The 26,998-nt window shown below is 51.4% G+C and carries 25 protein-coding genes; 20 read left to right on the plus strand and 5 right to left on the minus strand.

Annotated elements, in window-relative coordinates; translation table 11 throughout:
- The first annotated feature begins 272 nt into the window (after positions 1-272).
- From IAE55_RS03135 to IAE55_RS03175, 9 genes are all read left to right on the plus strand, one after another.
- A complete protein-coding gene (locus tag IAE55_RS03135; RefSeq protein WP_200630904.1) occupies positions 273-1,247 on the plus strand; it encodes a phosphotransferase in 975 nt (324 codons plus the stop codon).
- A gap of 97 nt (positions 1,248-1,344) precedes the next feature.
- Positions 1,345-1,776 (plus strand): NUDIX hydrolase, encoded by a 432-nt coding sequence (locus IAE55_RS03140; RefSeq protein WP_200630905.1) that lies wholly within the window; start codon positions 1,345-1,347, stop codon positions 1,774-1,776.
- A 52-nt stretch (positions 1,777-1,828) separates the two neighbouring features.
- The gene (locus tag IAE55_RS03145; protein WP_200630906.1) at positions 1,829-2,167 is read left to right on the plus strand and encodes a DUF1572 family protein; all 339 of its coding nucleotides are present in this window, start codon (positions 1,829-1,831) and stop codon (positions 2,165-2,167) included.
- The gene (locus IAE55_RS03150) at positions 2,167-2,331 is read left to right on the plus strand and encodes a hypothetical protein (RefSeq protein WP_200630907.1); all 165 of its coding nucleotides are present in this window, start codon (positions 2,167-2,169) and stop codon (positions 2,329-2,331) included. Before IAE55_RS03145 ends, IAE55_RS03150 begins: the two co-directional genes overlap by 1 nt.
- A 49-nt stretch (positions 2,332-2,380) precedes the next feature.
- On the plus strand, positions 2,381-2,635 hold the full coding sequence (locus IAE55_RS03155; protein WP_200630908.1) for a hypothetical protein: 255 nt from the start codon (positions 2,381-2,383) through the stop codon (positions 2,633-2,635).
- 101 nt (positions 2,636-2,736) lie between these two features.
- Complete coding sequence (locus IAE55_RS03160) at positions 2,737-3,222, plus strand: VOC family protein (protein ID WP_442793323.1); 486 nt, start codon at positions 2,737-2,739, stop codon at positions 3,220-3,222.
- Between the two features lie 238 nt (positions 3,223-3,460).
- Positions 3,461-5,866: a nitrite reductase large subunit NirB gene (gene nirB / locus IAE55_RS03165; RefSeq protein ID WP_200630910.1), complete on the plus strand. Its 2,406-nt coding sequence runs from the start codon at positions 3,461-3,463 to the stop codon at positions 5,864-5,866.
- Between the two features lie 14 nt (positions 5,867-5,880).
- Positions 5,881-6,231 (plus strand): nitrite reductase small subunit NirD, encoded by a 351-nt coding sequence (gene nirD / locus IAE55_RS03170; protein ID WP_200630911.1) that lies wholly within the window; start codon positions 5,881-5,883, stop codon positions 6,229-6,231.
- Complete coding sequence (locus tag IAE55_RS03175) at positions 6,206-7,018, plus strand: formate/nitrite transporter family protein (protein ID WP_105442996.1); 813 nt, start codon at positions 6,206-6,208, stop codon at positions 7,016-7,018. The genes nirD and IAE55_RS03175 overlap by 26 nt, the downstream gene beginning before the upstream one ends.
- A 90-nt stretch (positions 7,019-7,108) precedes the next feature.
- On the opposite strand, the gene IAE55_RS03180 is transcribed toward IAE55_RS03175, so the two are convergent.
- Positions 7,109-7,672 (minus strand): restriction endonuclease, encoded by a 564-nt coding sequence (locus IAE55_RS03180; protein WP_105444047.1) that lies wholly within the window; start codon positions 7,670-7,672, stop codon positions 7,109-7,111.
- 183 nt (positions 7,673-7,855) lie between these two features.
- Between IAE55_RS03180 and IAE55_RS03185 the strand changes: the two genes are divergently transcribed.
- Entirely contained in the window at positions 7,856-8,410 is a 555-nt protein-coding gene (locus IAE55_RS03185; protein WP_200630912.1) for an AAA family ATPase, read from the plus strand.
- Between the two features lie 117 nt (positions 8,411-8,527).
- Here the strand turns inward: IAE55_RS03185 and IAE55_RS03190 are convergent, their stop codons facing one another.
- The 3 genes from IAE55_RS03190 to IAE55_RS03200 form a co-directional block, all read right to left on the minus strand.
- A complete protein-coding gene (locus IAE55_RS03190; RefSeq protein ID WP_105444046.1) occupies positions 8,528-9,175 on the minus strand; it encodes a DUF2306 domain-containing protein in 648 nt (215 codons plus the stop codon).
- A 29-nt stretch (positions 9,176-9,204) separates the two neighbouring features.
- Positions 9,205-10,263 (minus strand): DJ-1/PfpI family protein, encoded by a 1,059-nt coding sequence (locus IAE55_RS03195; protein WP_200630913.1) that lies wholly within the window; start codon positions 10,261-10,263, stop codon positions 9,205-9,207.
- A 106-nt stretch (positions 10,264-10,369) separates the two neighbouring features.
- Positions 10,370-10,579 carry a hypothetical protein gene (locus IAE55_RS03200; protein ID WP_308737562.1) on the minus strand — a complete coding sequence of 70 codons (210 nt, stop codon included), beginning with the start codon at positions 10,577-10,579 and terminating at the stop codon, positions 10,370-10,372.
- A 155-nt stretch (positions 10,580-10,734) separates the two neighbouring features.
- Between IAE55_RS03200 and IAE55_RS03205 the strand changes: the two genes are divergently transcribed.
- From IAE55_RS03205 to IAE55_RS03250, 10 genes are all read left to right on the plus strand, one after another.
- Positions 10,735-11,421, plus strand: a complete 687-nt coding sequence (locus IAE55_RS03205; protein WP_200630914.1) for a response regulator transcription factor — start codon at positions 10,735-10,737, stop codon at positions 11,419-11,421.
- Position 11,422: 1 nt separating this feature from the next.
- Positions 11,423-12,757 carry a sensor histidine kinase gene (locus IAE55_RS03210; protein ID WP_145157395.1) on the plus strand — a complete coding sequence of 445 codons (1,335 nt, stop codon included), beginning with the start codon at positions 11,423-11,425 and terminating at the stop codon, positions 12,755-12,757.
- Positions 12,758-13,128: 371 nt separating this feature from the next.
- On the plus strand, positions 13,129-14,928 hold the full coding sequence (locus tag IAE55_RS03215) for a cache domain-containing sensor histidine kinase (RefSeq protein WP_200630915.1): 1,800 nt from the start codon (positions 13,129-13,131) through the stop codon (positions 14,926-14,928).
- Positions 14,928-16,604: a response regulator transcription factor gene (locus IAE55_RS03220; RefSeq protein ID WP_234489253.1), complete on the plus strand. Its 1,677-nt coding sequence runs from the start codon at positions 14,928-14,930 to the stop codon at positions 16,602-16,604. The genes IAE55_RS03215 and IAE55_RS03220 overlap by 1 nt, the downstream gene beginning before the upstream one ends.
- 127 nt (positions 16,605-16,731) lie before the next feature.
- Entirely contained in the window at positions 16,732-18,303 is a 1,572-nt protein-coding gene (locus IAE55_RS03225; protein ID WP_152404420.1) for an extracellular solute-binding protein, read from the plus strand.
- Between the two features lie 42 nt (positions 18,304-18,345).
- A complete protein-coding gene (locus tag IAE55_RS03230; RefSeq protein WP_145019673.1) occupies positions 18,346-19,308 on the plus strand; it encodes an ABC transporter permease in 963 nt (320 codons plus the stop codon).
- A 16-nt stretch (positions 19,309-19,324) separates the two neighbouring features.
- The gene (locus IAE55_RS03235; protein ID WP_234489254.1) at positions 19,325-20,224 is read left to right on the plus strand and encodes a carbohydrate ABC transporter permease; all 900 of its coding nucleotides are present in this window, start codon (positions 19,325-19,327) and stop codon (positions 20,222-20,224) included.
- Positions 20,225-20,283: 59 nt separating this feature from the next.
- Positions 20,284-22,317 (plus strand): alpha-L-arabinofuranosidase C-terminal domain-containing protein, encoded by a 2,034-nt coding sequence (locus IAE55_RS03240; RefSeq protein ID WP_200630916.1) that lies wholly within the window; start codon positions 20,284-20,286, stop codon positions 22,315-22,317.
- Positions 22,314-24,074: a glycoside hydrolase family 2 protein gene (locus IAE55_RS03245; RefSeq protein ID WP_200630917.1), complete on the plus strand. Its 1,761-nt coding sequence runs from the start codon at positions 22,314-22,316 to the stop codon at positions 24,072-24,074. Before IAE55_RS03240 ends, IAE55_RS03245 begins: the two co-directional genes overlap by 4 nt.
- A gap of 115 nt (positions 24,075-24,189) precedes the next feature.
- Complete coding sequence (locus tag IAE55_RS03250; RefSeq protein WP_325168595.1) at positions 24,190-26,658, plus strand: family 43 glycosylhydrolase; 2,469 nt, start codon at positions 24,190-24,192, stop codon at positions 26,656-26,658.
- A 93-nt stretch (positions 26,659-26,751) separates the two neighbouring features.
- Here IAE55_RS03250 and IAE55_RS03255 read toward each other — a convergent pair whose 3' ends face one another.
- Entirely contained in the window at positions 26,752-26,991 is a 240-nt protein-coding gene (locus tag IAE55_RS03255; protein WP_105442987.1) for a DUF362 domain-containing protein, read from the minus strand.
- Positions 26,992-26,998: the final 7 nt, after the last annotated feature.

The following is a 26,998-nucleotide window of genomic DNA, read 5'->3' on the forward strand; positions in this document are numbered from 1 at the left end:
AGCGATGACCTTTGGGATGGTGAGGTTGTTCGTTTGCTGAAAATCGAGTGATTTAACAAATGAAAGGGATAAGGGAGCCTGAATGGCTTCTTTTTTTATGTGGATTTGAGAAAGCAGAAATCTGTTGAGGGTTAAGTAATTTTCAGGGATGATTCAGAATATATGTTCTGGTATAATAAGCAGGGGAATTTTGGAAAAACGAGGTGCTGTGAGGTCGTCCAAGCTATACATATCGATTGTTCAATCTGATCATTCCATGAAAGGGGCAAGAAATGTCCGAATCAACGGCAACCATAAGAGATGATATTCTGCAATCCGTTACAGATATCTTTGGGATCGAAATAGATGATTACCGCCAAATCGATCAAGGATATCTAAACCTGAAATGGAAAATTGAAACGGATATCGGAAGCCTGTTTGCGAAGCAGTACAACAAGAACCGATATCCCGAGCATCTCGTTCAAGGACTAGAGATTTCTTTATCGCATCAAAACGATCTCTATAACCAAGGGATCCCCGTACCCCAACTTTTCCAGTATCAAGGCCAATATGTGCTCCGGACGCCTTCACAGGAAAGATACGTCCTGATGCGTTCTTGCCAGGGTGAAATATTACAGCCGGGTACGGCTAATGCACATCAAATGTATTCGCTTGGGAAAATAACCGGGCACATGCACAAGCTCCTGAATTCGCACCGTGCCAAACAGCCTCTGCATTGGAATATCCGCAGCAAAGAAGAAATGCTAAAACATTGGGAGCGCAGATGGTCCGATGCCGTATCGATGGGATGCGAAAAAACGCTAGCCGCTTTGGAAATCCAGCGAGACATCATTGACGAGACGGATATCGGACTATTTTCAGGCTGCGAGCAAGGCTGGTGCCATTGGGATTTGTTTGTCGACAATATTTTATTTACGCCAAATTCGGTATCCGCAGTCCTTGATTTTGACCGGTTGAATTATGTTTATCCCGATTTCGATATTTCCAGACCCATTTTGTCCTGTGCTTTAGAAAAGGGAGGCATCCGTCTGGATGTCGTTCGTGCTTTCGTCCATGGTTACCGCGAGCACCGACCGCTTACATTGGATCAATTGGTCAGATCCATCCAGTTAACCTGGTGGAAAGAGGCCGGATGGGTGACCGTGGAAAAGGAACGGGATTCCACTCCCATCAAAAGATTTCGGGAAGAGAACCTTTGGGTAGGTCAGCATTGGCATCATCTAAGGGATATCTTGGGCGGGATATAAGTTTATGAATATCGGTGATAAGCCTCCGCTGAAACGAGAAGATTTTTATGAATTGGAATCTATTAAATATCATTCAATCCCCTAAGGAGGCGAGTTCATGCCAAAGTTAATTGGCTCCGCGGCCATAATTCTCGATGCAGAGGGAAGAGTGCTGCTGGTAAAACACAGCTATGGCAAATACAATTGGGACCTGCCTGGCGGTAAGGCGGAAGAGAACGAGTCGGCTCAGGAAACCGCAAAAAGGGAAGTATCTGAGGAAGTCGGCATGGAAGTGCTTATCGGGAACCTGACAGGCATATATTACGATCCGGATTATGACATTCATCACTTTGTGTTTCTTGCGACGAGTAAATATACCCGTGTGCCACAGCCAAGCTCACCTGAAATTGTAGAATGCGGATTTTATTCAAGAGACGAACTTCCTAGACCCATTAGTGATTTCACAATCAGACGGATCGAAGATGCACTTCGCAATACCCAAAACCATGAGCTGTTTCACAAGGTGGGGTCAAGACAATGGATCGAATAGTGAGCAATATGGGATCCGTAATGTTCGGGCTAATAAACGAGGAGGTGTGAACATGGAACTTGCGCTCGAATTTATCCAAAGCATGAAGGTCAAGTTGATATCGGAACAAAGAGGGACGCTTAAAGCCATTGAACAAGTGTCTGAAGAAGATATTACCTGGCATCCGACTCCGGAAAGCAACAGTATTGCTAATTTGGTGGCGCATATTCGGGGGGCCGCACACTCACGGGTCGAGACGATTCTGTATAACATTCCGGACATGCGGGACAGGGATAAGGAATTCGAACGTGGACTGATGATGACGAAAAAAAAGCATACCAGCATACAAAAGACGCGTTTGATATCATTCTTCAGTATCTTGAACAGCTTCAATCCGAGCCAGAGCAATTGATGTCCCAGCCTTTCCTCCATCTGCCGCCGCTTACATACAGCCAAGTGAACAACGAAACGACAGCACTAAATCTGATGATGGCGATGTTCAGAGAAGTGCACTACCATACGGGACAGATCATTTATATTGCCAAAATGAGAAAAGGCGAGTTAACTTGGGACTGAAGAGATCAGAAACTGTAGTTCTGTACATTTTTCGGAAAGGGGACAGGGTATGGAAAAAATGAAATGGGTGCTGCTTGCGATCTCATCGTTGATCTTGGCAGTCTGCTCGTTACGGGCAGGGTATCTGTACCTGCATCCAATGATCCCCGAGACAGGCCCTGTGGGTGAGTCTCCTGAACCTGACCGTTATCAAGCTGTGATTTGGTATATAGCTTCCGGGTTGTTATTCATCTCATTCATCATCGCTGTTGTTCGATCGATCAGCAACTGGGTGCAAGGGGGATGGCGTATACCTCATGATTAGCGCCTTGAAAACTAGAAACAAAGCAATCAAAAAGAAACGCCGGTTCCCCTGATAGGCTACAATCATCATAGAAATGAATATAGCCGGGAGGTATGACGCGAATGAAATTGCACAAGATTACCCCAAACCTGTGGTTCGATTCTCAAGCAGAAGAGGCGGCGAATTTTTATACGTCCATTTTCCATGATTCCCAAATCGGCAGAATTGTCCGCTATGGTCCGGAAAGCAGGGGTGTAGAGGGAACGGTGATGACCGTGGAATTTCAATTGGAAGGGCAGTCATTCGTCGCGCTGAATGGGGGTCCGCATTATAAGTTCAATGAGGCCATATCTTTTATCGTTCATTGCGATGATCAGGAGGAGCTGGACTATTATTGGGATAGGCTCTCCGAGGGAGGGGACGAAAAGGCGCAGGTTTGCGGTTGGTTAAAAGATCAATTCGGCGTATCCTGGCAAATCATCCCCAGCCATTTAACGGAGATGGTCTGTGACCCCGATCCGGCAAGAGCAGGGCGAGTCATGCAAGCCATACTCCAGACGAAAAAGAAAATCGACATAAAGGCGCTGCAGCAAGCTTACGAAAATTAGCGGATATTCTTACCCGCGTAAAATACGAAGGTTCGAAGAAAGGCCATCCATCAGGGTGGCCTTTTGCACTTTTGTTTCTTACGGTTGGAGGTCATCACAATAACGCCGTAAAATTCCTGGCCTTCGCAAATTTTTTGTTTTAACCAAGCCACTGTGATTTACTTCACAGGCAAAGCCTCCCATATCCGTTACGATATTAATGTAATAAATTTCACAAGGTTGCACGGGAGGCGTGTTTATGAGCAGACGATTGGTGATGATAGGCAACGGGATGGCGGGGGCGCGGTGTATCAAGGAAATTCTTCGCCGGGACCGCGACCGCTACGAGATAACGATGATCGGGGATGAGCCGTATCCCAACTATAACCGAATTATGCTGTCCCCTGTGCTGCAAGGGAAAACAACGTTTGAAGAAATCACGATTAACGATTGGGACTGGTATCAGTCCAATAACATACATTTGCTGTCCCAGGAACGGGCTATAGAGATTAACCGAGCTTTGAAAGAAGTTCGAACCGACCGGGGAACCGTCATCCCCTACGACGAGCTCATTATCGCGACCGGATCCAGCGCGTTTATTTTACCTGTACCAGGACATGACCTGGAAGGCGTCGTCGGTTTCCGCACCATTGAAGACACGAAAATGATGCTGGAAACGGCTAAACAATACAAAAAGGCGGTCGTGATCGGCGGCGGATTGCTCGGCTTGGAAGCAGCTCGCGGATTGATGAACCAGGGGATGGAGGTCCATGTCGTTCATTTGCTGCCCCATCTGATGGAAATGCAGCTCGACGCGGCAGCGGCAAAGCTGCTTCAGCAGGACCTGGAAGCCCAGGGCATGAAGTTTCTGATGGAAAAGAAAACAACGGAAATCTACGGTGACGGGAGAGTACAAGGGCTTCGGTTTGAAGACGGAACGAACGTCGAATGCGATCTTGTCGTCATGGCCGTTGGCATTCGTCCCAATGCAGCGCTGGCGCGGGACGCGGGGCTGGCGGTTGGCCGGGCCATTCAAGTCAACGACCTGATGCAGACGACGGACCCGTCGATTTATGCCGTAGGCGAGTGCGCTGAACACCGCGGCATAGCCTATGGTCTGGTGGCGCCATTGTATGAACAGGGCATCGTGCTTGCGGACCACCTTACGGGCCGGCCAACGGAAGGTTACGCGGGCAGCGTGTTGTCCACGCAGCTAAAGGTAGCGGGATGCGATCTGTTTTCCGGCGGAGAAATCCATGCGGATGAGGACACGAAAGCCATCGTCGTGCAGGACGAGGTCGCCGGATCCTATAAAAAGATCCTGGTTCGCGAGAATCGCATCGTCGGCGTTGTGCTGTACGGGGACGTTTCCGACGGAACCCGACTGTTCAGCCTACTGAAGAAAGGCAGCGACATTCAGGAATATACGAGCGCCTCCGTGCTCCATAAAGCCGGGGGAGACAGCGGACTCGATGTCGCCTCAATCAGCGCGGACGAAACGATTTGCGGATGCAACGGCGTAACCAAGGGACGCATCGTCGGCGCCATTCTCGAGAACGGACTGACCACGTTCGACGAAGTGAAAGCTGTGACCAAAGCCGGAGGCTCATGTGGCAAATGCCGCGGCATGGTTGAGGCGATCCTCGCGCATACGCTGGGCGACAAATTCGACGCATCGGCGCAGAAGGCGGCAGGCATGTGCGCCTGCACGACGCTTACCCGCGATGAGGTAGTGGCCGCGATTCGCGAGAAAGGTCTGCAGTCGCCGCGGGAGACACGCATCGTGCTCGGGTTTGCATCCGAGGAAGGCTGCTCGAAGTGCCGCCCGGCACTGAATTATTATTTGCGGATGCTGCATCCTGAGACGTATGCCGACGATAAGGCATCCAGATATGTCAACGAACGAATGGAAGGCAACATGCAGAAGGACGGCACGTTCTCCGTCATTCCGCGGATGTATGGAGGAACGACGACACCGGAGGATTTGATCCGCATCGGTGAAGTTGCGAAGAAATACAACGTGCCGCTGGTAAAAATTACGGGCGCCAGCCGCATCGGGCTGTACGGCGTACAGAAGGAAGACGTCCCGAACGTTTGGGAGGAGCTGGAGATGCGTTCGGGGTACGCCTACTCCAAGTCGCTGCGTAACGTCAAATCGTGTGTCGGTTCGAGATTTTGCCGGTTCGGCACCCAGGACTCGTTAGGGCTTGGCATCCGGCTGGAACAAGAGATCGAGATGGTCGATACGCCGCACAAAATGAAAATGGGTGTGACCGGCTGTCCGCGAAACTGTGCCGAAGTATTGACGAAGGATTTTGGCGTCGTCTGCGTGGAGAACGGATACCAGCTGTATTTTGGCGGAAACGGCGGCACCGAGGTCCGGGAATGCGACAGCCTGACGACGGTGGCGACTGAGGATGAGGTGATCCTGTTGGCTAAAGCCTACGTACAGCTGTACCGGGAAACCGGTATTTACGGCGAACGCACAGCCCCATGGGTGAAGCGGATGGGCACGGATTGGGTGCGCCAAATGCTGGGCAATGAGCAGGAGATTGCCGGTTTAGCCAGCCGTTTCGAGCATGCAAAATCAACGTATCACGAAGCATGGTCGGCCGCGCTGGAAGACGAAGAACGCCGCCGGATGTATACCGTGGAGAGACCATAAGGGGAGGGAAGGGCATGGACGTGACGAGAGAAATGATGAAAGTGATGAAGCTGGAGGAGCTGAAACCGCAGATTGGCAAGGAGGTACGCGTTGGCGATGAGTCGGTTGCGTTGTTCCGGCTGTCAAACGGGGAGGTGCGGGCGGTAAGCAACCGGTGTCCGCACAAGAACGGTCCGCTGGCTGAGGGGATTGTGTCAGGTGAATTTGTCTTTTGTCCGCTGCACGACTGGAAAATATCGCTGACGACAGGGGAAGTGCAAAAGCCGGACGACGGCTGCATCCAAACCTACGAAACCGCGGTTATCGACGGTTACGTCTATATTGGAGGACTGAAAGAGCATGAAAAACACCATTCAGATCGTTGATACCGCCGGGGTAAACAAGGTTAGCCTTATGAACCGGAGTATAGGCAAATACTTTGTATCCTCCATGCTTGCCGGTTTGTTCGTTGGTCTCGGCATCATACTGATCTTTACGATCGGCGGACTGCTCGCGCCAGTTCACGCACCCGCCATGAAGATCGTCATGGGAGCCAGCTTTGGTATCGCCTTGAGTCTGGTCCTGATGGCGGGATCGGACTTGTTTACAGGCAACAATATGGTCATGGTGGTCAGCACGCTGAACAAGAAGACGACCTGGCTCGATACGCTTAAAATATGGCTGTACAGCTACCTCGGCAATTTTGCCGGATCCTTACTGGTCGCGGCGATCTTCGTATGGACGGGATTGGCGAAAGGGGGAACGGCCGAATTTATCAACAGCACGGCTGCTGTTAAAATGAATGCACCGTTTATGGAATTGTTCATGCGGGGAATTTTATGTAACACGCTCGTCTGTCTTGCCGTCTGGTGCTCCATGAAGCTTAAGGAAGAGACCGCCAAGCTGGTCATGATTTTCTGGTGTCTGTTCGCCTTTATTACCTCCGGGTTCGAGCACAGTGTGGCAAACATGACGCTGCTCTCGGTCTCGCTCTTTATCCCGCATCCAGACACGGTAACCTGGGGAGGGCTGGCCGCAAACCTGATTCCGGTTACCCTAGGTAATATGGTCGGCGGCAGCGTGTTCGTAGGCCTGGCTTATTGGTATATGACGAAAGATAAAGAGAAGGTGGAGATCGAAACTTTGCCGCAAAGCAAAAGGTCTGCAAGTTAATGATCTGAAATAATCAACACCGTGAGCCTTCCCATAGAGAGCCCCAAGGGCGCAGCGGGAATGAAAGCCAAGAAAGCGCGGTACGCCCCATCAGGTCGCTTTCTTGGCTTTCGGTTTCCACGTGGGCGCTTCCGTCTCAGCTGGCTCCTCGATGATAGCCATGGCTTCATCGTAACGGCGGCTTTTAAATAGAATGATCAGTTCCTCCAGATCTTCTCTGTCCAACAGCTTCACCCCGTTCACGGCCGCAAGGATGCGGCAGGATTCGGTGTATCTTCCGGAAGTCAGCACGATTGCCCGTTCAGCTTCATAGTATCTCATCGAAGTATAAATCTCCTGAACCGCTCCGATGCTGACCGGATTGCTGTTCCCGTAGCGTTTGGCCTGAAGGACGTTTCTCAGTCCGTTCTGATCCGTAAACACCAAGTCGGCGCCGAAGTCCCGGCTGGCTGTCGTTTGATACACTTCTCTATATCCGAGCTCGTGAAACAGCCGGAAGAGATACAGCTCAAATTCAGAGCCGTCTGCCATTAAATCGATATCCTTGATCGTAATCTTGCGCGGATTCGCCTCCCGGCGGATCCTTTTTCTGCGGTTTCTGACCAAACGTATGACGAATAGGACGAGGAGCAGGGCAACCAGCCCGGCGATCATGATGGTCGTTGTATCCAAGGTAGTAGGCAAATTAGGTTTCCTCCAAATATCCGAATGTTTGTTCCTATCCACTATATCAAAATCGCTTCAACGAAGGAAGTCATTTCAAATGACTTGCTAGCTGAACATGACCGTGAGAGAGTAAAGGATATACAAAAATAAAACATGGGGTGTGATTGTTAAATGACCGAGACGTTGAATTTCGAGGAATGGTTGGATCGGGAACGGGATCGGGATCGTGACTCCGCTCTAGTCGTGCTCATGTGCGGAATCGCCGGTTCCGGGAAAACTACATTTTCCCAGAGATTGGAGGAACAAGGATTCATCCGTCTCTCTATTGACGAGGAGGTGTGGAACACGCACGGCCGTTACGGAATCGATTATCCGGTTGAAAAATACAGAGAATACTTAGATGTAGCGCATGCAAGCTTACGAAAAAAGCTAGTCACATTGGTTCAAAACAAAAAGCAGGTTGTGGTCGACTCCAGCTTTTGGAGCCGTTCCGCGAGAGATGACTATAAACAGCTTATTGAACATTCGGGAGGAAAGTGGAAGTTAATTTATTTAAAAGTACACCCTGATGAATTGCGAAAGCGCCTCAAAGTCCGGAGCCAACGTTTCGATGCAAACGCCGCGTTTCCTATTACCGAGGAGACGTTGAACAATTTTTTTAACTCGTTTGAAGAGCCTCAGGGGGAAGGAGAAATCGTAGTAGAAAATGTGATAGAGCAACAATAGCCGGCAGATGCTGCTGGTCTGTTCTGCGGATTACTAAAAGGCTGCCGTACGCACGGCAGCCTTTCGCATTTCTACAGGAAGAACATTAGCACTTCTCATCTCAGCACAATTTTTTTATTACAGATCAACAGTAATTTTTCGCGTTATCTTCATCGTTCTGATCAGAATATTTGGAACAATCAGCAGCAGCGCGATCGCTCCGTAGACGCCGACGGTATAACTCAAAGCGTATTCCAACCCAAAGCCCTGTTGAAGGACGGAAGTGATCAGATGAATGAGCAGGTTTGTAAAACAAAACGCATAACTCCGAATCATCCAGTTGCGGTGCCGAATGACCTGTTTCTTCTTAATTTGAACGAGTGCCGTCACCGTAATGAACAGCCAGATTAAATTCAGCGCGTTAAACGCCATGCTCGTCACTTTTCCTCCGGTGGCGTAAGGCGCCATATACCCGGAAGTTATTACGACAACAAGCACCGACAACATATAGACGTATCCGTTGATCCGATGGAATTTTCGGCTTTTTTGAAAAATGCGGTTGGAAAAGTTGACAAGCCCAGCCGCCATGGCGATGCACGCAAAAGCAACATGTATGCGCATGATGCTTAACCACGCTGGGAGGTGAATTTCACGTTGAAGACCGGTTTTATGGCTTAAAAAGCCTTCTGCACCGGGATCGATAATAAAATTATCCAATAAAGCATAAAGGATAAACAAAATACTGACACAGGCCAACACACCATATAAGATTTTTCGTTTGTTCACTTCATTCATAACCCCCAAAGCTCTTCATTTCATTGTTGAAAAGTTGATTTCAAACGCTTGCCGGCGACCCTGGAGGCCGGAAGCACGCCGGCTTTGGCGGTGCCGTGCAGCTCGTCGCCATCGACGGTGACATCAAATTTCAGGTTTAAACGCATCGGCTTGGTTACTTGCTGGGACCAGGTCAGCTTGTTACCTTGAATGACTGGACTCATAAATTTGACCGTTTCATCCCCTTGGGTGGCTGTTCCGTGGACTTCACCATGGCTTGTTGCGATGGAGAGCTTGACATCCATTTTCCCCACGGGCGTTGCAATGGTCACATCCCAGTCTCCGTCGAATACGGACTCTGTTTGTTCGAATGTGTTTTGAAGGGAAGGGGAAGGTGGTTTCACCGCTTCAGTACTCAGCACAAGGTTCGATTCCTTGTCTATTTCGGTCTTTCCCGAGTTCGGCACCATTCCCTGTGCCCGCCATGCGGTACCTCTCCGCTCGTATTCGAACAGCTCCTCGATCGCATGGGCGATCCGTGGGCCAAGCTCGCGTTCCACCAGATGCAGTGCAACATCGAGCCCGGACGTTACGCCGCCGCCACTAACCAAATTGCCGTCGTCCACGACACGTGCTTTGACCGGCAGAGCACCGGTTGCGCCAAGGACGTCCATGCCCAGATGATGCGTAACGGCCCGTCTGCCCTCCAGCAAGCCTCCCATGGCTAAAACTAAGGATCCGCCGCATACGGTAGAGACAATGATGTCTTTCCTTCCGAGGGCTTCCCTGATTATGCCGGTCAATTCGGTATTTGCGATTCGTGCCAGTATGGCTGGGACGGAATCGGGACCGTCGCCTTCGACATCCCCGGCTGCGCCGGGAACGAGAATAATCCCTGCTCGATTTGGATCCAGTTTGCCGGCTGCTTCAATAGGCAGGCCCTGGGTGCCGCTGGCCACAGCTCTTGCTCCTTCGGCGGTGACAAGCTTCACCTCCAGCGCACCATTGGACATCATCGCCGCGGCACAGAAAACTTCATATGGTGCCAAGGCATCCAGCAGATCGAAGCCATCAAAAAGAACGATTTGAACGGTTAACATCGTTACATCCTCCTTCATTGAAGACGAAGCCCGTACGTTCAACTTGAGCCCCTTGTGTTTTTACGCGAGACACGATCGCCGAACGGTACATTATGGGTCATCGTCGTTATTTGGTCAGCAAGTCCTTAAGCCGGCTATATTCCTGTTCGTCAATTTCACCTTTCGCCATCCGGTTTTTGAGAATCCAGGCAATGTCATCCTCCCGGCGGCGGCTGTTACCGGACTTGTGACGAATGGAATACATCCGAACCGCCAAAAAACAAAAAAGCGTGATACAAAACAAAGCGCTAAACACGTATACACTGCTGTTTTCCATGGTCAACCTCCTTCACGAACAACATCCTATCAAATGAATATCTCGAATGAAGAAATAAAAGTGTCACAAAACGATAAACATTGCATCACAAAATGGGTAGGGCAGTTAGTTCTTCCTCAAAAAAATGATAAACTAGATGCGAAGGTGGGATGTACATGAGCGGAGGCCATACGATTCTCGTTGTTGACGACGATTCCAGCATCGTCGAACTGTTGAAGGACTTTTTGGAAAATGACAATTTTCGTGTGATCACGGCCTGCGATACGGCAGAGGCGTGGGACATGTTCGAACGGAATACGGTTCACGCGATCATTCTGGATATTATGATGCCGGGACAAAACGGGTTTGATTTATGCCGCCGGATTCGCGCGAATAGCGACGTTCCGATCCTTTTTCTGAGCGCGCGCAGCGATGACGTGGACAAGATTCGGGGGCTGACGCTCGGCGGCGACGATTATATCGTGAAGACGGCTTCTCCGGGAGAGATTGTCGCCAGGGTAAAAGCCGTCTTGCGGCGCACCGCTTCGCGGGAGCATACGAAGGAAAGGATCCTTGACTACGGCCGGATCCAATTAAACTTGTCCACCAGGGAAGTTTTTGTGGATGGGGTTGGCATCGTGCTCACCCCGAAGGAGTACGATTTGCTGCGATTGTTCGCCGAACATCCAAGGCATGTATTTTCCTATGAGCAGCTGCTCGCCAAGTTTTGGGAAGGGATCGGCGACCGGCATACGATTCGGGTTCATCTCAGCCGGCTCCGGGAGAAAATTGAGGTTGATGCAAATCATCCGCAATACCTGGTCAACGTGTGGGGTGTAGGGTATCGCTTCGAGGGAGGATAAGATGAAAACACTTCGCATTCGCACATTTACGATACTCTGCTTATTTATGATCACGCTCGTGCCTTGGGTATTTTTCGTTGCAGCCAACTTTCTGGAAACCCATTCGCTAAAAATCGGCTCAAACCAGCCATACGATGAAAGTCTGCAGAAAGATATAAACGAGGCCATTCACATGATTGAGATGGGCTCGGGTCAATGGCGGGATCCGAACTGGCAAGGCCAGCTGCAAAGCGAGCTGCATCAATCCAAACTGGACGCGGTCATATTATCCGGTTCCGACGAGGAGATTTATCGGTCAACCGATCGTGAAGGTGGCTTGCAGTCAACCGAGCGCTTCTCTGTCATCGAGAATGGCCATGTGCTTGGAAGGGTGGTTGTTTACCTGCCCAAGTCCAATACGCTTCCGATGATATCTGCGTTTGCCGGTCTGCTGCTCGCCTTTTTCATCGTTGGCGTAGAGATGCGGAGATTCCTGCTGAAGCCTCTGGAGAAAATGAGCCGGGCCGCCAGGCAAATCGCTTCAGGCGATTGGGAGGTGCGGTTACCGAAGTCCAGAATTACGGAAATCGCTGAAGTAGGGGATGGATTTGATGTGATGGTTAAAGGGCTGCGAACGTCATACCAGAAGCAGGTAAAGCTGGAGGAAGACCGCCGCTTTGTCATATCTGCGGTCGCGCATGATTTGCGTACTCCGTTGTTCGCCCTGAGGGGATATTTGGACGGCTTGGAGCAAGGTATTGCCCAAACGCCGGAGAAAATTTCAAAGTATGTGGCGGTGTGCAAGGAGAAATCGGCCCAGTTGGATCGGTTGGTGGAAGACCTGTTTACTTTTACGAAAATGGAGTATTGGGATCGTCCATTGAACAAGGCGCCAATCGATTTACCGGTTGTGCTCCAGCAATCCATCGACAGCTTGAGTCCCAGTGCAGGGCATAAAAGTATTGTGATCAACAGCCATCTGGCCGCCGATTGCATCGTTAGCGGGGATGCTCATCTGCTGGAGCGCGCACTGAGCAACCTGCTGGATAATGCGGTGAGGCACACCCCGCCAGGCGGTACGATAGATGTCCGTTGTAACAAGAAAGAAGGGAAAATCGCGTTTATGATCCGAGACAGCGGCCCGGGGTTCACGGCGGAAGAGCTGGAGCGCGTGTTCGAACCGCTGTACCGCGGGGAAGCGTCCAGAAACCGTTCGACCGGAGGCAGCGGCCTGGGATTAACCATCTCGCAGCGAATTATTCGGCAGCATGGAGGCGAACTCACGGCAGGCAACGATCCGCAGGGCGGCGCAAGGCTGACGGGCTGGATTCCAGCTGCAGACTCACAACTTTCTTGATGGAGCTTACTGCGGATAACACTTTGAAATAGGCTGGTCACTGCCATTCGGCGGCCGGCTTTTTTGCGTATAAGCAGCTGCTTCTATTTCTTTCGGTTGGTCCTGATTTGGCAATATGTCAGGTTGACTCGACAATTTTTTATATTCCTTTATATAATATGTATAAATTTCCCCCGTTAAGAAGCAGCCCACTCCAATTGGAAAGTTGTCATTTTGTTGCGTAAGTACAAAGTGTTACCATCTCTTCCAGCAGTAACCTTAAAGAAACAAGCGAATATTTTTTTCTGAGGATTGGGAAGCGCTTGCATATAAATTGCCAGTCCAACGCCATATAAAACGAATTTAAAACACACTAATAAGGGTGGTATAATATGAATTTATCAACGCTGCGAAGATGGCTGTGGCCGCAAACGAGTTTCCAGGGGAAAATTTTTATGGCTTTCGGCCTGATCACATTTCTGTCCATCGTCTCCGTCACTGCCATCGTCTATGTGAATATGCGCGAGACGATCAAGCATAACGCGGTCACTTCCGTCTCGGACAGCATCCGGCAGGCGGATGAATCATTGAACGTCATGCTCGAGGAGATCGACCGGCTGAACACGGTTGTCGTAACCAATAAAAACACGGTGATTAATACGATCATGAGCCCAAACGAAGAGCCTAGTTATGAATGGTTCCTGGAACAGAAGCGGATAACGGAATATTTATCCGGACTGATTCAATATAAGCCTTATATTTCCCGCATGGCGGTTGTCGGACTGAACGGAAAAGTATTTTTTACCGGCGGTCCCTGGATGGACCGGAGCGTTCTGGGTACTCCGATGCTCAACTACATGCTGCACAACGGATCACGTCATGCGTATTTTAAGCCGGAAGGAACTGCGGATGCCATTACCGTCGGCCGCGAGATTCGCTATAACCGCGAGACGGTCGGCATCGTCATGGTTGACTTGGACTATGACTTTATTAAAAAAACGTACGGAGTCAAACCGACCGCGGACAGCATGCTGTATGTTCTTGATGAGCAGAACGGCTATGTGTATCAATCCGAGTCTGCGCCGTCTTCTTATGCGCCTTCGCTGGACAGAATCGTCCAGATCAAAGGGAAGCTTGCCGGAGATAACGACGTCGTGGAGCAGAAGATCAACGGCAGGTCCTACATCGTGGTCAGCCGCCATTCCGAATACACGGGCTGGAGCACGCTGGCACTGATTCCGCTTGATTCGTTACTTAGTGAATCGACGCGAATCCGTAATTTGATGACCGAGGTATCGATCATCGTCTTTATCGTCATCCTGATCGGTTCCCATCAGGTCTCTTCGCGGACCACAATAAATATCCGGCGGCTCAGATCGATGATGATGCAGGTGAAGGACGGGAATCTGTCGTTTCCCCGAACGGAGATTCACTCAAAGGACGAAATTGGACAGCTGTACCGCGTGTTCATCAGCATGGTAGACGAATTAAAACGGCTGATGGAAGGCATCCGATTAAGCGAGAAGAAGAAGCGGGAGGCTGAACTGACCGCCCTGCAGGCACAGATTCGTCCGCATTTTTTGTACAATTCGCTGAATACGATCAAGTACTTGGCCAAGCTGAACGGGGTGCCCAATATCGAGGAAGTATCCGGCTCGCTCATTGAGCTCATGCGGGGTTTATTGGGGAACTCCAACGAATTTTTAACGCTGCGCGAAGAGCTTGACTATGTGAACAGCTACATATCCATCGTGAAATACAAATATTTGGAACCCATCGAGGTGCACACACAGATCGAAGACGACGCTTTGCTGGACTGCCGTGTGCTGAAGCTGATGCTCCAGCCTCTCGTCGAGAATGCGATTATGCATGGTATCGGTCCATCCGGGGAAGGGGGCTTCGTCCTGATTCGGGTCTATGCGGAGCATCAAGAACTGCGGATCGAAGTTACGGACAACGGCCGGGGCATGACACAGGACCAGATCGACGCTCTTCTTGGAGCAGCGGACCGTGAGGATATGCCGTCACGCTTCAGCAGCATGGGCGTACGCAATGCGAACGAACGGATCGTGAGAATGTTCGGCGAATCGTACGGTTTGAGCTTATACAGCGAGCCGGGTCTGTACACGAAGGTAGAAATTCGTTTTCCGCAAATTCGTAACAGCGATCAATCTGATCAAGAGGTGGTCTAATGATGTTTAAAGTACTGTTGATCGACGACGAGCCGTTGATTGGCAATGTCATTCGAACGTTATTCAACTGGAAGAAGCACGGGTTCGAGTTCGTCGGCGAAGCATACAGCGGGACGGAAGCATTGGGGATGATGGAGGAGTCGCAGCCCCACATCGCCATTATCGATGTGAACATGCCGGAGATGAACGGGGTAGAGCTCCAAGGCATCCTCCGTGAGCGGTATCCGTCGGTTAAGACGATCATGCTCAGCAGTTATGACGATTACGATTATGTCCGCGAATGCTTGCGAAACGGGGCGGTCGACTATTTGCTCAAGCACCGGCTTGATGAGGCGTTGCTGCTGAACGTTTTGGGCAAAGCCGTTAAGGATTTACAGGAAGAAGACCGGGTGGAGGAAGGAAGGCTGGCGAGCAAAAAAATGGCGGAGACGATGAAACCCGTATTGATCAGAGGCCGCATTGCCGAGCTGGTGAGAGAGAACGGGGAAGGGGCAGGTAGCCTTGAGGTTGCGGGCGGGCTGGAAGGCTTGTATCCAGGTGCTGTCCGTTATGCGGCAGCGGCACTGCAGATCATCCCGTTCCTGCTGCTGACGGAGTCGTTCAGCGACAGCCAAACGAACCGGCTGGTACAGCAGGCGGTCGATGTGATGCAGCAGAGCCTTGGAGATATCCATGAGCGGACGGCCGCTTACGTGGAGAACGGGCGGTTGATGGTCGTGTTTGCGTTCAAGGAGCGCAGCGAGCATGCCGGCAGCAGCGAGGCGCACCGCTGGATGGGCAAAGTTCAGCATGCGCTGGAGCTGATGCTGAATCTGAAATCTGTCTATGCTCTTGGGCATCCATGTGCTAGCTTGACGCAGCTGGGGACGAGCTACAGATCGGCCGAAAAGGCGCTCGATACCTCTCCTGCCGTGGAGAATGGGATCCGATCCGAACATGTGACCCATAACGAGCCTGCTGCCAAAGAAGGACCGAACGAGCAGCATCTTCGCGTTGCCTTGACGATTGAGGAACAGAAACAGCTGCTTCTTGCCCTGGAAAGTCTGGACCAGGAAAGGATGCAGCAGCTGATCGCCTCCGTCTGCGGTTCTGTATGTCATCAGCCGCTTCATTCGCCTGCGGTCCAGATGATTGTCAGCGAGCTGCTGCACACCGGCGACAAGGCTCTGAAAAAGTCCATTTCCACACCTGCAGCGGAAGCCGCCATATCCGAACTCCCGCCGCGACGCGATCTGGGGCGGATCGGCAGCATGGATGAGCTTGAGGAATGGCTGAAATCCTACTTTACCGCCTTGCTGAATTTACTGAAGCGTCAGCGTGCTGGAGGCAGCTATTCCCGGCATGTCTCGCAGGCTATCCATTTTATATTGGAGCGGTATCAAGGTTATATCAACTTGGAAATGGTGGCGGCTTCCATCGGGCTCAATCCCTCTTATTTAAGCCGTTTATTCAAAGAGGAGACGCAGTGCAACTTCTCGGAATACGTGAACCGCATACGCATCGACGCGGCCCAAAAGCTGCTGGAGAGCGATCAATATTCGGTCAAACAAATCAGCAGCCAAGTGGGCTTTACGACATATAACTACTTTTTCAAAGTGTTTAAGGAGCTGACCGGGATGACGCCGCATGCTTATGTGGAGAGCCTCCGTCCGGAACGACAGCGGTCGAAACCGTAAAATATGTGGAGTAAATAGTCAAATAAGTAGAATTTGCTGTCATGCCGGGTGAACTATAATACTCACATGCACCAGGGGAAACGTTTTCAACTGTTCCCAAATATACAAAAACGGAGGTCATAGAATCATGTACAAACTTTGGGGTAAATATGCGCTGAGCACAGCGCTCGTTTCCGCTTTACTGCTCTCGGGCTGCAGCTCCAACAGCGGTTCGGGATCCGATGCAAAGACGGCGGAGCCGTCCGAAGCAACGGTGAATGAGACCGGGTTTCCGCTTACTAAAGAGCCCGTCACACTGAACATGTTCACCCGGATTGCCCCGCTGAATGGTCCTTTCAAGGACATGCCGGTGTTCCAGGATTATGAAAAAATGAGCAATGTGCATGTAAACTTCACCGAAGCGCCGACAGACGGCTTCCAGGAGAAAAAAAACCTGCTGTTCGCCTCCAATGAGCTGCCCGACGCTTTTTACCGCTCAGGCATTACTCCGCTTGAAGCGACGCAGTATGGTGCCGTTGGCCAATTGATTCCGCTGGAAGACCTGATCGACAAATATGCGCCGAACCTGAAATCACTGATGGAACAGTACCCGGAAATCCGCTCGGCGATCACGACACCGGAAGGCCACATTTACGCGATCCCGGGAATCGTGACGCTTGCAGCCGCCCGTACGGATAAGAAGTGGATCAATGAGGCGTGGCTGAAGAAGCTGGGCCTGAAAGAGCCCGAAACGACGGACGAATTGTACGATGTGCTGGTGGCTTTCCGCGATAAGGATCCAAACGGCAACGGCAAGAAGGATGAAATTCCGATGACTGCCCGGGCGGGTCTTGCTGTCGTCAACTTGATGAGCGGATCGTTTGGTCTCGATCAGCAGCTTGGCTACAACATCAATCTGGAGAACGACAAGGTCAACATCTGGATGGGCAGCGAGCAGAACAAAGAGCTGCTCATGTACCTGAACAAGCTGTACAAAGAGAAACTTCTGGATCCAGAATTGTTCTCACAGAAGGAAGCACAGTATTTGGCCAAACAGGGCTCGGGCAATGCCGGATTTTTCTTTGATCAGACGAACAACAACTTTCTTCCTATTGCCGACCAATATGTAGGGATTGCGCCTCCGGCAGGTCCGCACGGCGATCGGCTGCAGGCCCAGACAGCGCCAGTGCCGCGTGACTTTGGTGCCTTCGCCATTTCGTCCGTCAATAAATATCCGGAAATCACCATGCGCTGGATCGACTATTTCTACAGCGACGAAGGATCGACCCTGCTGCGGTTCGGGCGAGAAGGCGAGCACTATGAGCTGAAGGACGGAATTCCATATTATAAAGAAGACTTCCTGAAGACCGACAACCAGCCAAAAATCACACCTTATGCTGGAGGAGGAGCGCCACACCTCATTAGTGATAAGGTAGCCTCTTATATCAATCCTCCTCAGGTGCAGGAAGCTCAGAAGAAGCTGGATCCATACATGCCGAAGGTCCGTTATGCGGCTCCGATGTTCGACGAGAAGACAGCACAGGAAGTCAACATCCTCCGGAACGATATCGACAAGTATTACGAAGAACAAAGTACCAAATTCATTGCCGGTGCGCTCAGCTTCGATAAATGGGATGAATTCCAATCCACGCTGAAAAAGATGCAGATCGACAAGCTTCAGGAGCTGTATCAAGCAGCCTATGACAAGATGGAGAAGTAATGAACTAATGATATTTCGTCATGAGGTAAGGAGTAGATGGTTATGAAGAGCGCGCAAGTCCAGGCGACGGCCGCTCCATCCCGGGTTTCCGCAAGACGGGGGAGACGCATATGGATTCAGATGGTCAAGCGGTACGACCTGTATCTCATGCTGCTGGTGCCGATCGCCTGGTATTTGATCTTTCATTACGGGCCGCTGTACGGTCTGCAAATTGCTTTTAAAAATTTCAACCCCGCCAAAGGAATTATAGGCAGCGGCTGGGTCGGCTTCGATCATTTCGAACGGTTTTTCGATTCCTATTATTTCGGGCGGCTGCTGTGGAACACGTTATCGATTAATCTGTTCTCGCTGCTGATCGCTTTTCCGATTTCCATCGTGCTGGCGCTGATTGTCAATGAAATTCGCAGCAAATCGTTCAGCAAGCTGCTGCAAAATATTACGTTCATACCGCACTTTATTTCCGTCGTCGTCATCGTAGGCATCCTGAACGTATTCCTCTCGCCCACGACGGGGCCGATCAATTCGCTGATTGAGGCATTCGGCGGTTCGCCGATCCGATTTCTGGAGGAGGCCGGCTGGTTTAAAACGATTTTTATCGGCTCGAACATATGGCAGAACATGGGCTGGCAATCCATCATTTACATCGCGGCGCTCAGCGGGATCAATCCCCAGCTGTACGAAGCGGCAAAGATGGACGGTGCCTCTCGGATGCGGCGCGTGTGGCATATCTCCTTGCCGGGAATCGTTCCCGTCATCGTGATCATGCTGATCCTGGACATCGGCCATTTCATGGACATCGGATTCGAGAAAATATTACTAATGCAGAACAATTTGAACCTTGAGGCGAGCGATGTCATTTCCACATTTGTGTACACGACCGGTATTCTCAAAGGAGAATACAGCTACACCGCGGCCATCGGGCTGTTCAACTCGGTCATTAACCTGGTGCTGCTGCTATTGGTAAACCGGTTTGCACGCAAAACGTCGGAAACGAGCCTTTGGTAAAGGAGGACCATGCGCCATGTCTAAACAAGCTGCTGCTATGATCAGCAGACCCAGGGATGAGCGGGTGTTCGATGCGATCGTGTATACGATCGCATCGCTCATCATTCTGATCGTGCTTTATCCGCTCATTTTCGTGGTCAGCGCTTCGTTCAGCGACCCGGCGAAAGTGCTGAACGGGGAAGTATGGCTGCTGCCGAAAAGCGTGTCTTTGGACGCTTACTCGAATATTTTTCATAACGGAAAAATATGGACGGGATACATGAATACGATCATGTATACGGTAGTTGGCACAATCGTTAATATGATCCTGACCATATTGGCGGCTTATCCGCTGTCAAGACCCGACCTGCCCGGCCGGAAAGTGCTGATGGTCATCATTACGCTTACGATGTTTTTTGGCGGCGGGCTGATCCCTACTTATTTGCTTGTCAAAAATCTCGGAATGCTGGACACGATGTGGGCCTTGATCGTTCCGGGAGCGATCTCCACGTACAACCTGATCGTTATGAGAACGTACTTTCAGAGCAGCATCCCTTGGGAGCTGCAGGAGGCCGCCCACATCGACGGATGCTCGAACTGGCGGCTGCTGATCAACATCATCCTGCCCTTGTCCAAGCCGATCCTGGCCGTCATGGTGCTGTTTTATGCCGTCGGCCATTGGAACTCATTTTTTAATGCCCTGATCTATATCCGCGACGAGGGACGGTATCCGCTGCAGCTAGTCCTGAGGGAAATCTTGTTGATCAGCCAAACCGACGCCGTTGACGGCAACGTCGGACTGGAGAGTAAGGTGCTGCTTGCGGAAAGTATCAAGTACGCGGTCATCATTATTTCCAGCCTGCCGATTTTGATTATGTACCCCTTTGTGCAGCGGCATTTTGTCAAAGGCGTCATGATTGGCTCCATTAAAGGATAGACATGGGCAGACGCCTTGATTGGCGACGTTTAATAACATCTTACTTATGGAGGTACATTGTGCAAACGAATGCGACGATAACAATCGACTGCAGCCGGACTGGTGAACATACGGTTAACCCCTATCTTTTCGGGCATTTTGTGGAAGATATTCGCGACCATATGGAAGCGATGCTGGCCTTTCCCTTAAGAGATATGGATTTTGAAAGCGAGAAAACCGGAGAGAGCGCCGTATCGGGAAGCTGGTTTCCCTTTACGAACGGACGAAATACGCAATATGCGCTGGAAGCGCCGGCACTGAGACATTCAGGCCGCGCTCAGCGCATCCGGATCATGAGCGACGACGAGGCATACGCAGGCATCGCGCAAAATGCAGCGCTAAAGGGACCGATGACATACACGGTCCGCATTGTAGCCCGCGCATCCGTTGAGCTCCGTTATATCATACTGGACGCGGTGGACCGGCGGACCAAGGAGCTTCTTGGGCGTGTGAAGATGGAGCTCAAAAGCCACAATTGGCAGGAATACGAAGCCAGCGTGCCCGTCTCCAGAAACTGTGCCGACGCGGAGATCCGTGTCTATGTTCCGGCAGACCATCCCCGCTGGACCGACCATGTTTCCACCGGCATGCTGTGGCTCGATCACGTTTCCCTGCTTCCTGAGGACAACATTGGCCTGGTGAAACGCGAGGTGATCGATATGGCCCGGCCGCTGAATGCGGGCATGATGCGGCTCTCGGGGAATTACATCAGCGCATACCACTGGGAACATGGCGTGGGTCCAGTACTGGAGCGGCCAGTGATGTACAACGAAGCTTGGGGCGGATGGACCAGCAAGTATTTCGGGACGGACGAATTTATCCGGTTTTGCCAAGAGCTGCAGGTGGAACCGCTGATCTCCGTCAACGACGGGTCCGGTACGGCCGAGGAAGCCGCACGGTGGGTGGAATACTGCAACGGAAGCATCGACACGCCGATGGGAGCGCTGCGGGCGGCGAACGGTCATCCCGAGCCGTATAACGTACGGTATTGGGAAATCGGCAACGAAGTATGGGGCGACTGGCAGGTGGGAACCTGCTCCGCCGATGAATTTGCCGAGCGCTGCCAGGCGTTCGCTCTAGCGATGAAGGCGGTTGACTCGTCCATCGTCATCTTGGGCTGCGGGCATACCGATCCGGAATGGAACAAGCCGGTGCTCGATATTGCGGGCGAACAGATCGACTACTTGACGATGCATCTATACCACGGCTTCGGACGCTTCGGGATGAACCGCGATACGCCGGCAGAGGAACGATATAAAGCCATCGTTACGTTCCCGGAATGGACCCGTGAAGATATCCGGCAGGCGGAGGAACTCATACGCGCGAATCCGAAGCACAGCCATGTGAAGCTCGCCGTCACCGAGTACAACACCATGTATTTTCCGAACACGGTCCGCAAAGGGCTGCCGGATGAGCATACGCTGGGGGCAGCTGTCGCTAACGCCGCCAATTTGAACGAAATGCTCCGCAGGAGCGATATGGTGCACATTGGCAGCTTCTCCGATCTGGTGAACGGTTGGCTTGGCGGCTGCATCCGTGTTGGCGATTACTATGCCGATCAATACCGCGGCAAGAAGCCCGGCTGGAGCGGCCAGCCGCTTACAGTGTACGGAACGCCGACCTATGAAGTGTTAAAGCTGTATGCCAACCGGGACATCCGGCGGATCCTGCCGGTGGATGCGGAGTGCGGCACCTTTGCCGTGGAGTCGCCTAAGCAGACGCGCATCGGGCTTGATGCGGTGCCTGACTTGGACGTGACCGCAGGTATTAACGAGGACGGCAGCGTCATCACTTTGTTGATCGTGAACCGCAGCCTGCATGAAGTCAAGGCAAAGCTTGACCTGCTCTCATTCGAACCTTTTGGTGACACTATTTTATATGAGATCACAGGCGACTCTTTCGAAGACATTAACTCCGTTTTCGAACCGGAACGCATCAAATGCGTGCCCCGTGTCGTTCCGGTTTCCGCCTGGCAGGACGGTTATCCTTTACGGAAAACATCGGTGTATGCAATTGAAATCAAGAAAGAACAAAGGTCAGGGGTGGCAAAATGACAACCAGAGGCTATATCAAGGATTATCCCAGGCCGCAGTTCGTCAGGGGCGACTGGATGAGCCTGAACGGAGTGTGGGATTTCCGTTTCGACGACCATAACGCGGGAGAACAGGAACGCTGGCAGGAGACGTTCGCTGAAACGCATAAGATCAACGTTCCTTTTACGTACGAAACCCGGCTGAGCGGAATCGGGATCGAAGAGTTCCACCCTTACGTCTGGTACAACAAAAAGGTACATATCCCGAAAGAAGCCGGGGGAAAACGGGTCATCCTGTATTTTCAAGCCGTCGATCACGTTGCCAAAGTGTGGATCAACGGCCAGATGGCCGGCAGCCACCAGGGCGGGTATGCCGCCTTTTCCTTTGATATCACGCCATACTTGGTCTTTGGCGCCGATAACCAAATTACGGTGAAAGCAGAAGACAGCGACAGCTGCACCCAACCGCGCGGCAAACAGCGCTGGACGAAGGACAACTTCGAATGCTTTTATGTCCAGACGACGGGCATTTGGCAGACGGTATGGCTGGAATATGTAGAAGAGCAGCGGCTAGAAACAGTCAAAATCACACCGGATGTCGACCGGTCGATCATCCGTTTCGATTACCAAGTGGAGGGGGTGGAAACTTCAGGCGATTTGAGGCTGGAGGCGATCGTTACATTGAAGGGCAAGCCCGTGAAGCGGGTGAGCTTAGTGATTGACCGCCCCTGCCTGACGGTGGAAGTGGATCTGATTCATGAGGCGAACGGGCCTTGGAAAAAATGCCTTTGGTCGCCGCAGCACCCGAATCTGTACGATGTTGAGTTTGTCCTGACTTTGGACGGCCAAGTGGTGGACCGCGTCTTTTCCTATTTTGGAATGAGAAAAATTTCGATCGAAAATGGCCGGGTGCTGCTGAATAACGTGCCGATCTACCAAAGGTTGATCCTGGATCAGGGGTACTGGACGGACAGCCATTTGACACCGCCGAGCGAGGAAGCCCTGATCGAAGACATCGACAGCATGTTAGCGATGGGCTATAACGGTGTTCGCAAGCATATGAAAATCGAAGATGCCCGCTTCCTCTATTGGTGCGACGTAAAAGGTCTGCTGGTATGGTCTGAAATGGCTGCGACCTTTGAATTCCACGATCAGGCGGTCGAGGCGTTTACGAAGGAATGGCTGGAGATCGTCCGGCAGCAGTACAATCATCCGAGCATTATCACGTGGGTTCCCTTTAATGAATCGTGGGGGATTTCATCGATCCTTCGAGATCCAAGACAGCAGAAATTTACCGAGGGCATTTATCATTTGACCAAAGCGATTGATCCGTACCGGCCGGTTATTACTAACGATGGCTGGGAGCACACCGTCTCTGATATTTTGACGCTGCATGATTATGTCGAAAATGGAGACGGGTTCATGAAACGGTACTCGAATCTGGAGGCTGTCTTAACATGCGAAACGACCTGTAACCAATGGAAATTCGCTTTTGCCGAAGGGTATGAATACCGGGGTCAGCCTATTATGATCACCGAGTACGGCGGTATTGCGTTCCGGTCGGACAAAGGCTGGGGATACGGACGTCAAGTCTCTACTGAAGAGGAGTTTCTGAGCCGGTTCGAGGGATTGACCATGGCGATCAAGAACGTCGATTCCATCGTTGGCTACTGCTATACGCAGCTGACTGATGTACAGCAGGAGATTAACGGGATTCTGAACGAAGACCGTACGCCAAAATTTCCGCTCGAGAAAATTAAACAGATCAATATGGCATAACCGAACGCCGATACTCCAAGAGCCAAAAGAATCATATTTCTTTTGGCTCTTCCCGTGATCAGATCCATTTACGAAAAACGTAATCTATCCTACAAATTAGGGAGGTAATATCATAGTGAAATCCTTGCGATGGCTAATCATGGTAGCGGTTACATTTTCCCTGATCACCACGGTGCCCACCGAAACCTCTGCTTATCAAAACCCGAGAACACTTCCTGACGAATGGGGGCAGTATGGACTCGGAGACCCTTACGTTTTGAAATTTAACGGATATTACTATTTGTATGTGAGTACGCGAGATACGGATGACGGCGTTAAAGTATGGAGCTCCAAGGACTTGGTGAACTGGTCCTACCGGGGTTTGGCCGCAACGGACCCGATTACGCATGGCGCTTATGCGCCTGAGGTCGTCTATTGGAACGGCATGTTCTATATGTATACATCGCCGGCAGGCCAAGGACATTACGTCCTCAGCAGCACGAGTCCTACCGGTCCGTTCAACGTCGTAACCGGCAATCTCGGCAAAACGATCGACGGACACGTCTTTATCGACGACGACGGATCGTTCAGCTTCTATCATGCAGGGCAGGGACGCATCGATGCAGCACCGATGAGCAGCCCGACCTCGATCGGGGCGAGCTCGTCTACAGGTGTCGGCATGGGAGGCTGGACCGAGGGGGCGACCGTCTTCAAACGGAACGGCAAATACTATATGACTTATACCGGTAATCACGTGTTCAGCAAAGGATACCGGGTAGATTATGCCGTGAGTACGACAGGTCCGCGGTCCGGTTACGTTGCCGACAGTCTGAATCCGGCGTTAATCAGCACGGAAGGCCCGACCGTGGGACTTGGTCACAACACGGTGGTGGTCGGCCCTAACCTTGACACCCATTACATCGTGTATCACAACTTGGAGGGGCCCGGCGTGGTTGGTCCGCTCCGTCATCTGAATATGGATCGCATCGTATGGAACAACGACAAGCTGATCGTTCAGGGACCGACAACAACGCCGCAGCAGGATCCGGCGATGCCCACATTCTACGATTACTTCGACCGGACATCGATCGGCAGCGGGTGGACCAATGTCAACGGCGGCCATTGGGGCATCTACAATCAAGAGCTGATGTGGCAGGACTCGATCGGGGATACGACCTGGTACAAACAGATTTCGTCGGCAACCAGCTCTTCCGATTATACGGCCGAATTCAATACGAAAGAAATGAAGCGGGGCACTTCCGCTAGCCCAAGATACGGTGCCACCTTCTCGTATACGGACGAGAACAATTATGGCGTAGCGCTGCTAAGCTCGAAAAATAACCGCCTTGCGACGTCCTTCCGGATCAACGGTGTGGATCAAGCGTGGCAAACGTTCGACCTGCCTGCAGGTTTTGATTACACGAAATGGCACAGCATTCGTATCGAGAAGTCCGGCACGACGTTTAAGTATTATGTGGACGGCATGCTGAAAGGAACGCGTACGGCCAATTTGGGCGGAGGTGAAATCGGTGTCCTGACGGAAGATACGCATGCGGATTTCGGCTATGTCGCTGTCAGTAACGATGTCAACGGAAGCAGCGCATGGGATGCTTACAAACCGGTCCCAGGGACGATCGAAGCGGTGCATTACATGAAGGGAGGCGAGGGTGTCGCTTATCATGACACGACCGCGAATAATATTGGCGGCGCGTACCGCACGGACGCGGGCGATATTCGTCTCAATAGCGAGGGGCTGTTTAACCTAGGCTGGAATCAAACGGGAGAATGGTATAAATACAAAGTCAACGTGGAATCGAGCGGTTATTACGATATCGACTTCCGAATGGCCACGACGATGAACGGTGTGCAAATCCGCCTGTGGGACGGATCGACGGACTTAACGGGAGTCATCGACGTGCCGAACACAGGGGACTGGGATAACTGGCAGACCGTAACGAAGAAGGGAGTCTATTTGAATGCCGGGCAGCGGGAGCTTCGAGTCGAATTCGTTAAAGGTGAGGCCGATTTCTCGCGGATGACGTTCCATAAGAGCGCTCAAGTCACAGCGCTTAGCGATGACTTTAACGATGGTAATGACAACGGGTGGACGCGATTTGAAGGGACATGGGCTGTAGAGAACGGCGAGTACAGCGCTGGAAGCTCTGGACCTGCCAAGTCAACGATCGGGGACGCGAATTGGGCGGATTACACGGTCGAAGCCGACGTCAAAATGATCGACGCTGGAGGCGACGGTGGTTTGCTCTTCAGGGTGTCCAATCCTTCCCATGGCACGGAGCGGGGGCAAAACAACTATGACGCCTTCCAGGGGTACTATGCCTATTTGACGACAAGCGGGGTTAACCTCGGCAAGATGAGTTACAGCTGGACATTCATCAAAAGTGCGCCGCAGACTTATACGACAAACACCTGGTACCATATGAAAGTGGTGGCGAAAGGGACAAATATGAAAGTTTACGTGGATGATATGAACCAACCGAAAATCGATTATACGGACAACAGTCTGAACCCGTTCACGCATGGTAAAGCAGGCGTCAGAACGGCCAATAAGCATACGCATTTCGATAACTTTAAAGTTTCGCCGTAAGCCGTAACAGGAAGGTATCCCGATCTCTGCGTACTCTCCGCAACAGCAACAGCCTGCCGATTTCTGGATCGGCAGGCTGTTCTCATGATCGCATCATTTCGATTTATAAAAGTTCTCCGCTTTTTGGATCATATGTTTTTCTTCGTCCGGCACATCCGTATCGTAAAAAACGGCTCCGACCGGACAAGCTACCTCACAAGCACCGCACTCAATACAAATATCCGCCTCGATAAAAAATTGGTCCGGGCCTTCCTCGATGCAGTCTACCGGACAAACGTCCACGCATTCTGCCGCTTTTTCATCAATACAGCCCGAGGTAATCACATATGGCATTTGGTCT

Origin of the sequence: Paenibacillus sp. S28 (assembly GCF_016624415.1) — a bacterium.
Lineage (GTDB): Bacteria > Bacillota > Bacilli > Paenibacillales > Paenibacillaceae > Paenibacillus_AQ > Paenibacillus_AQ favisporus.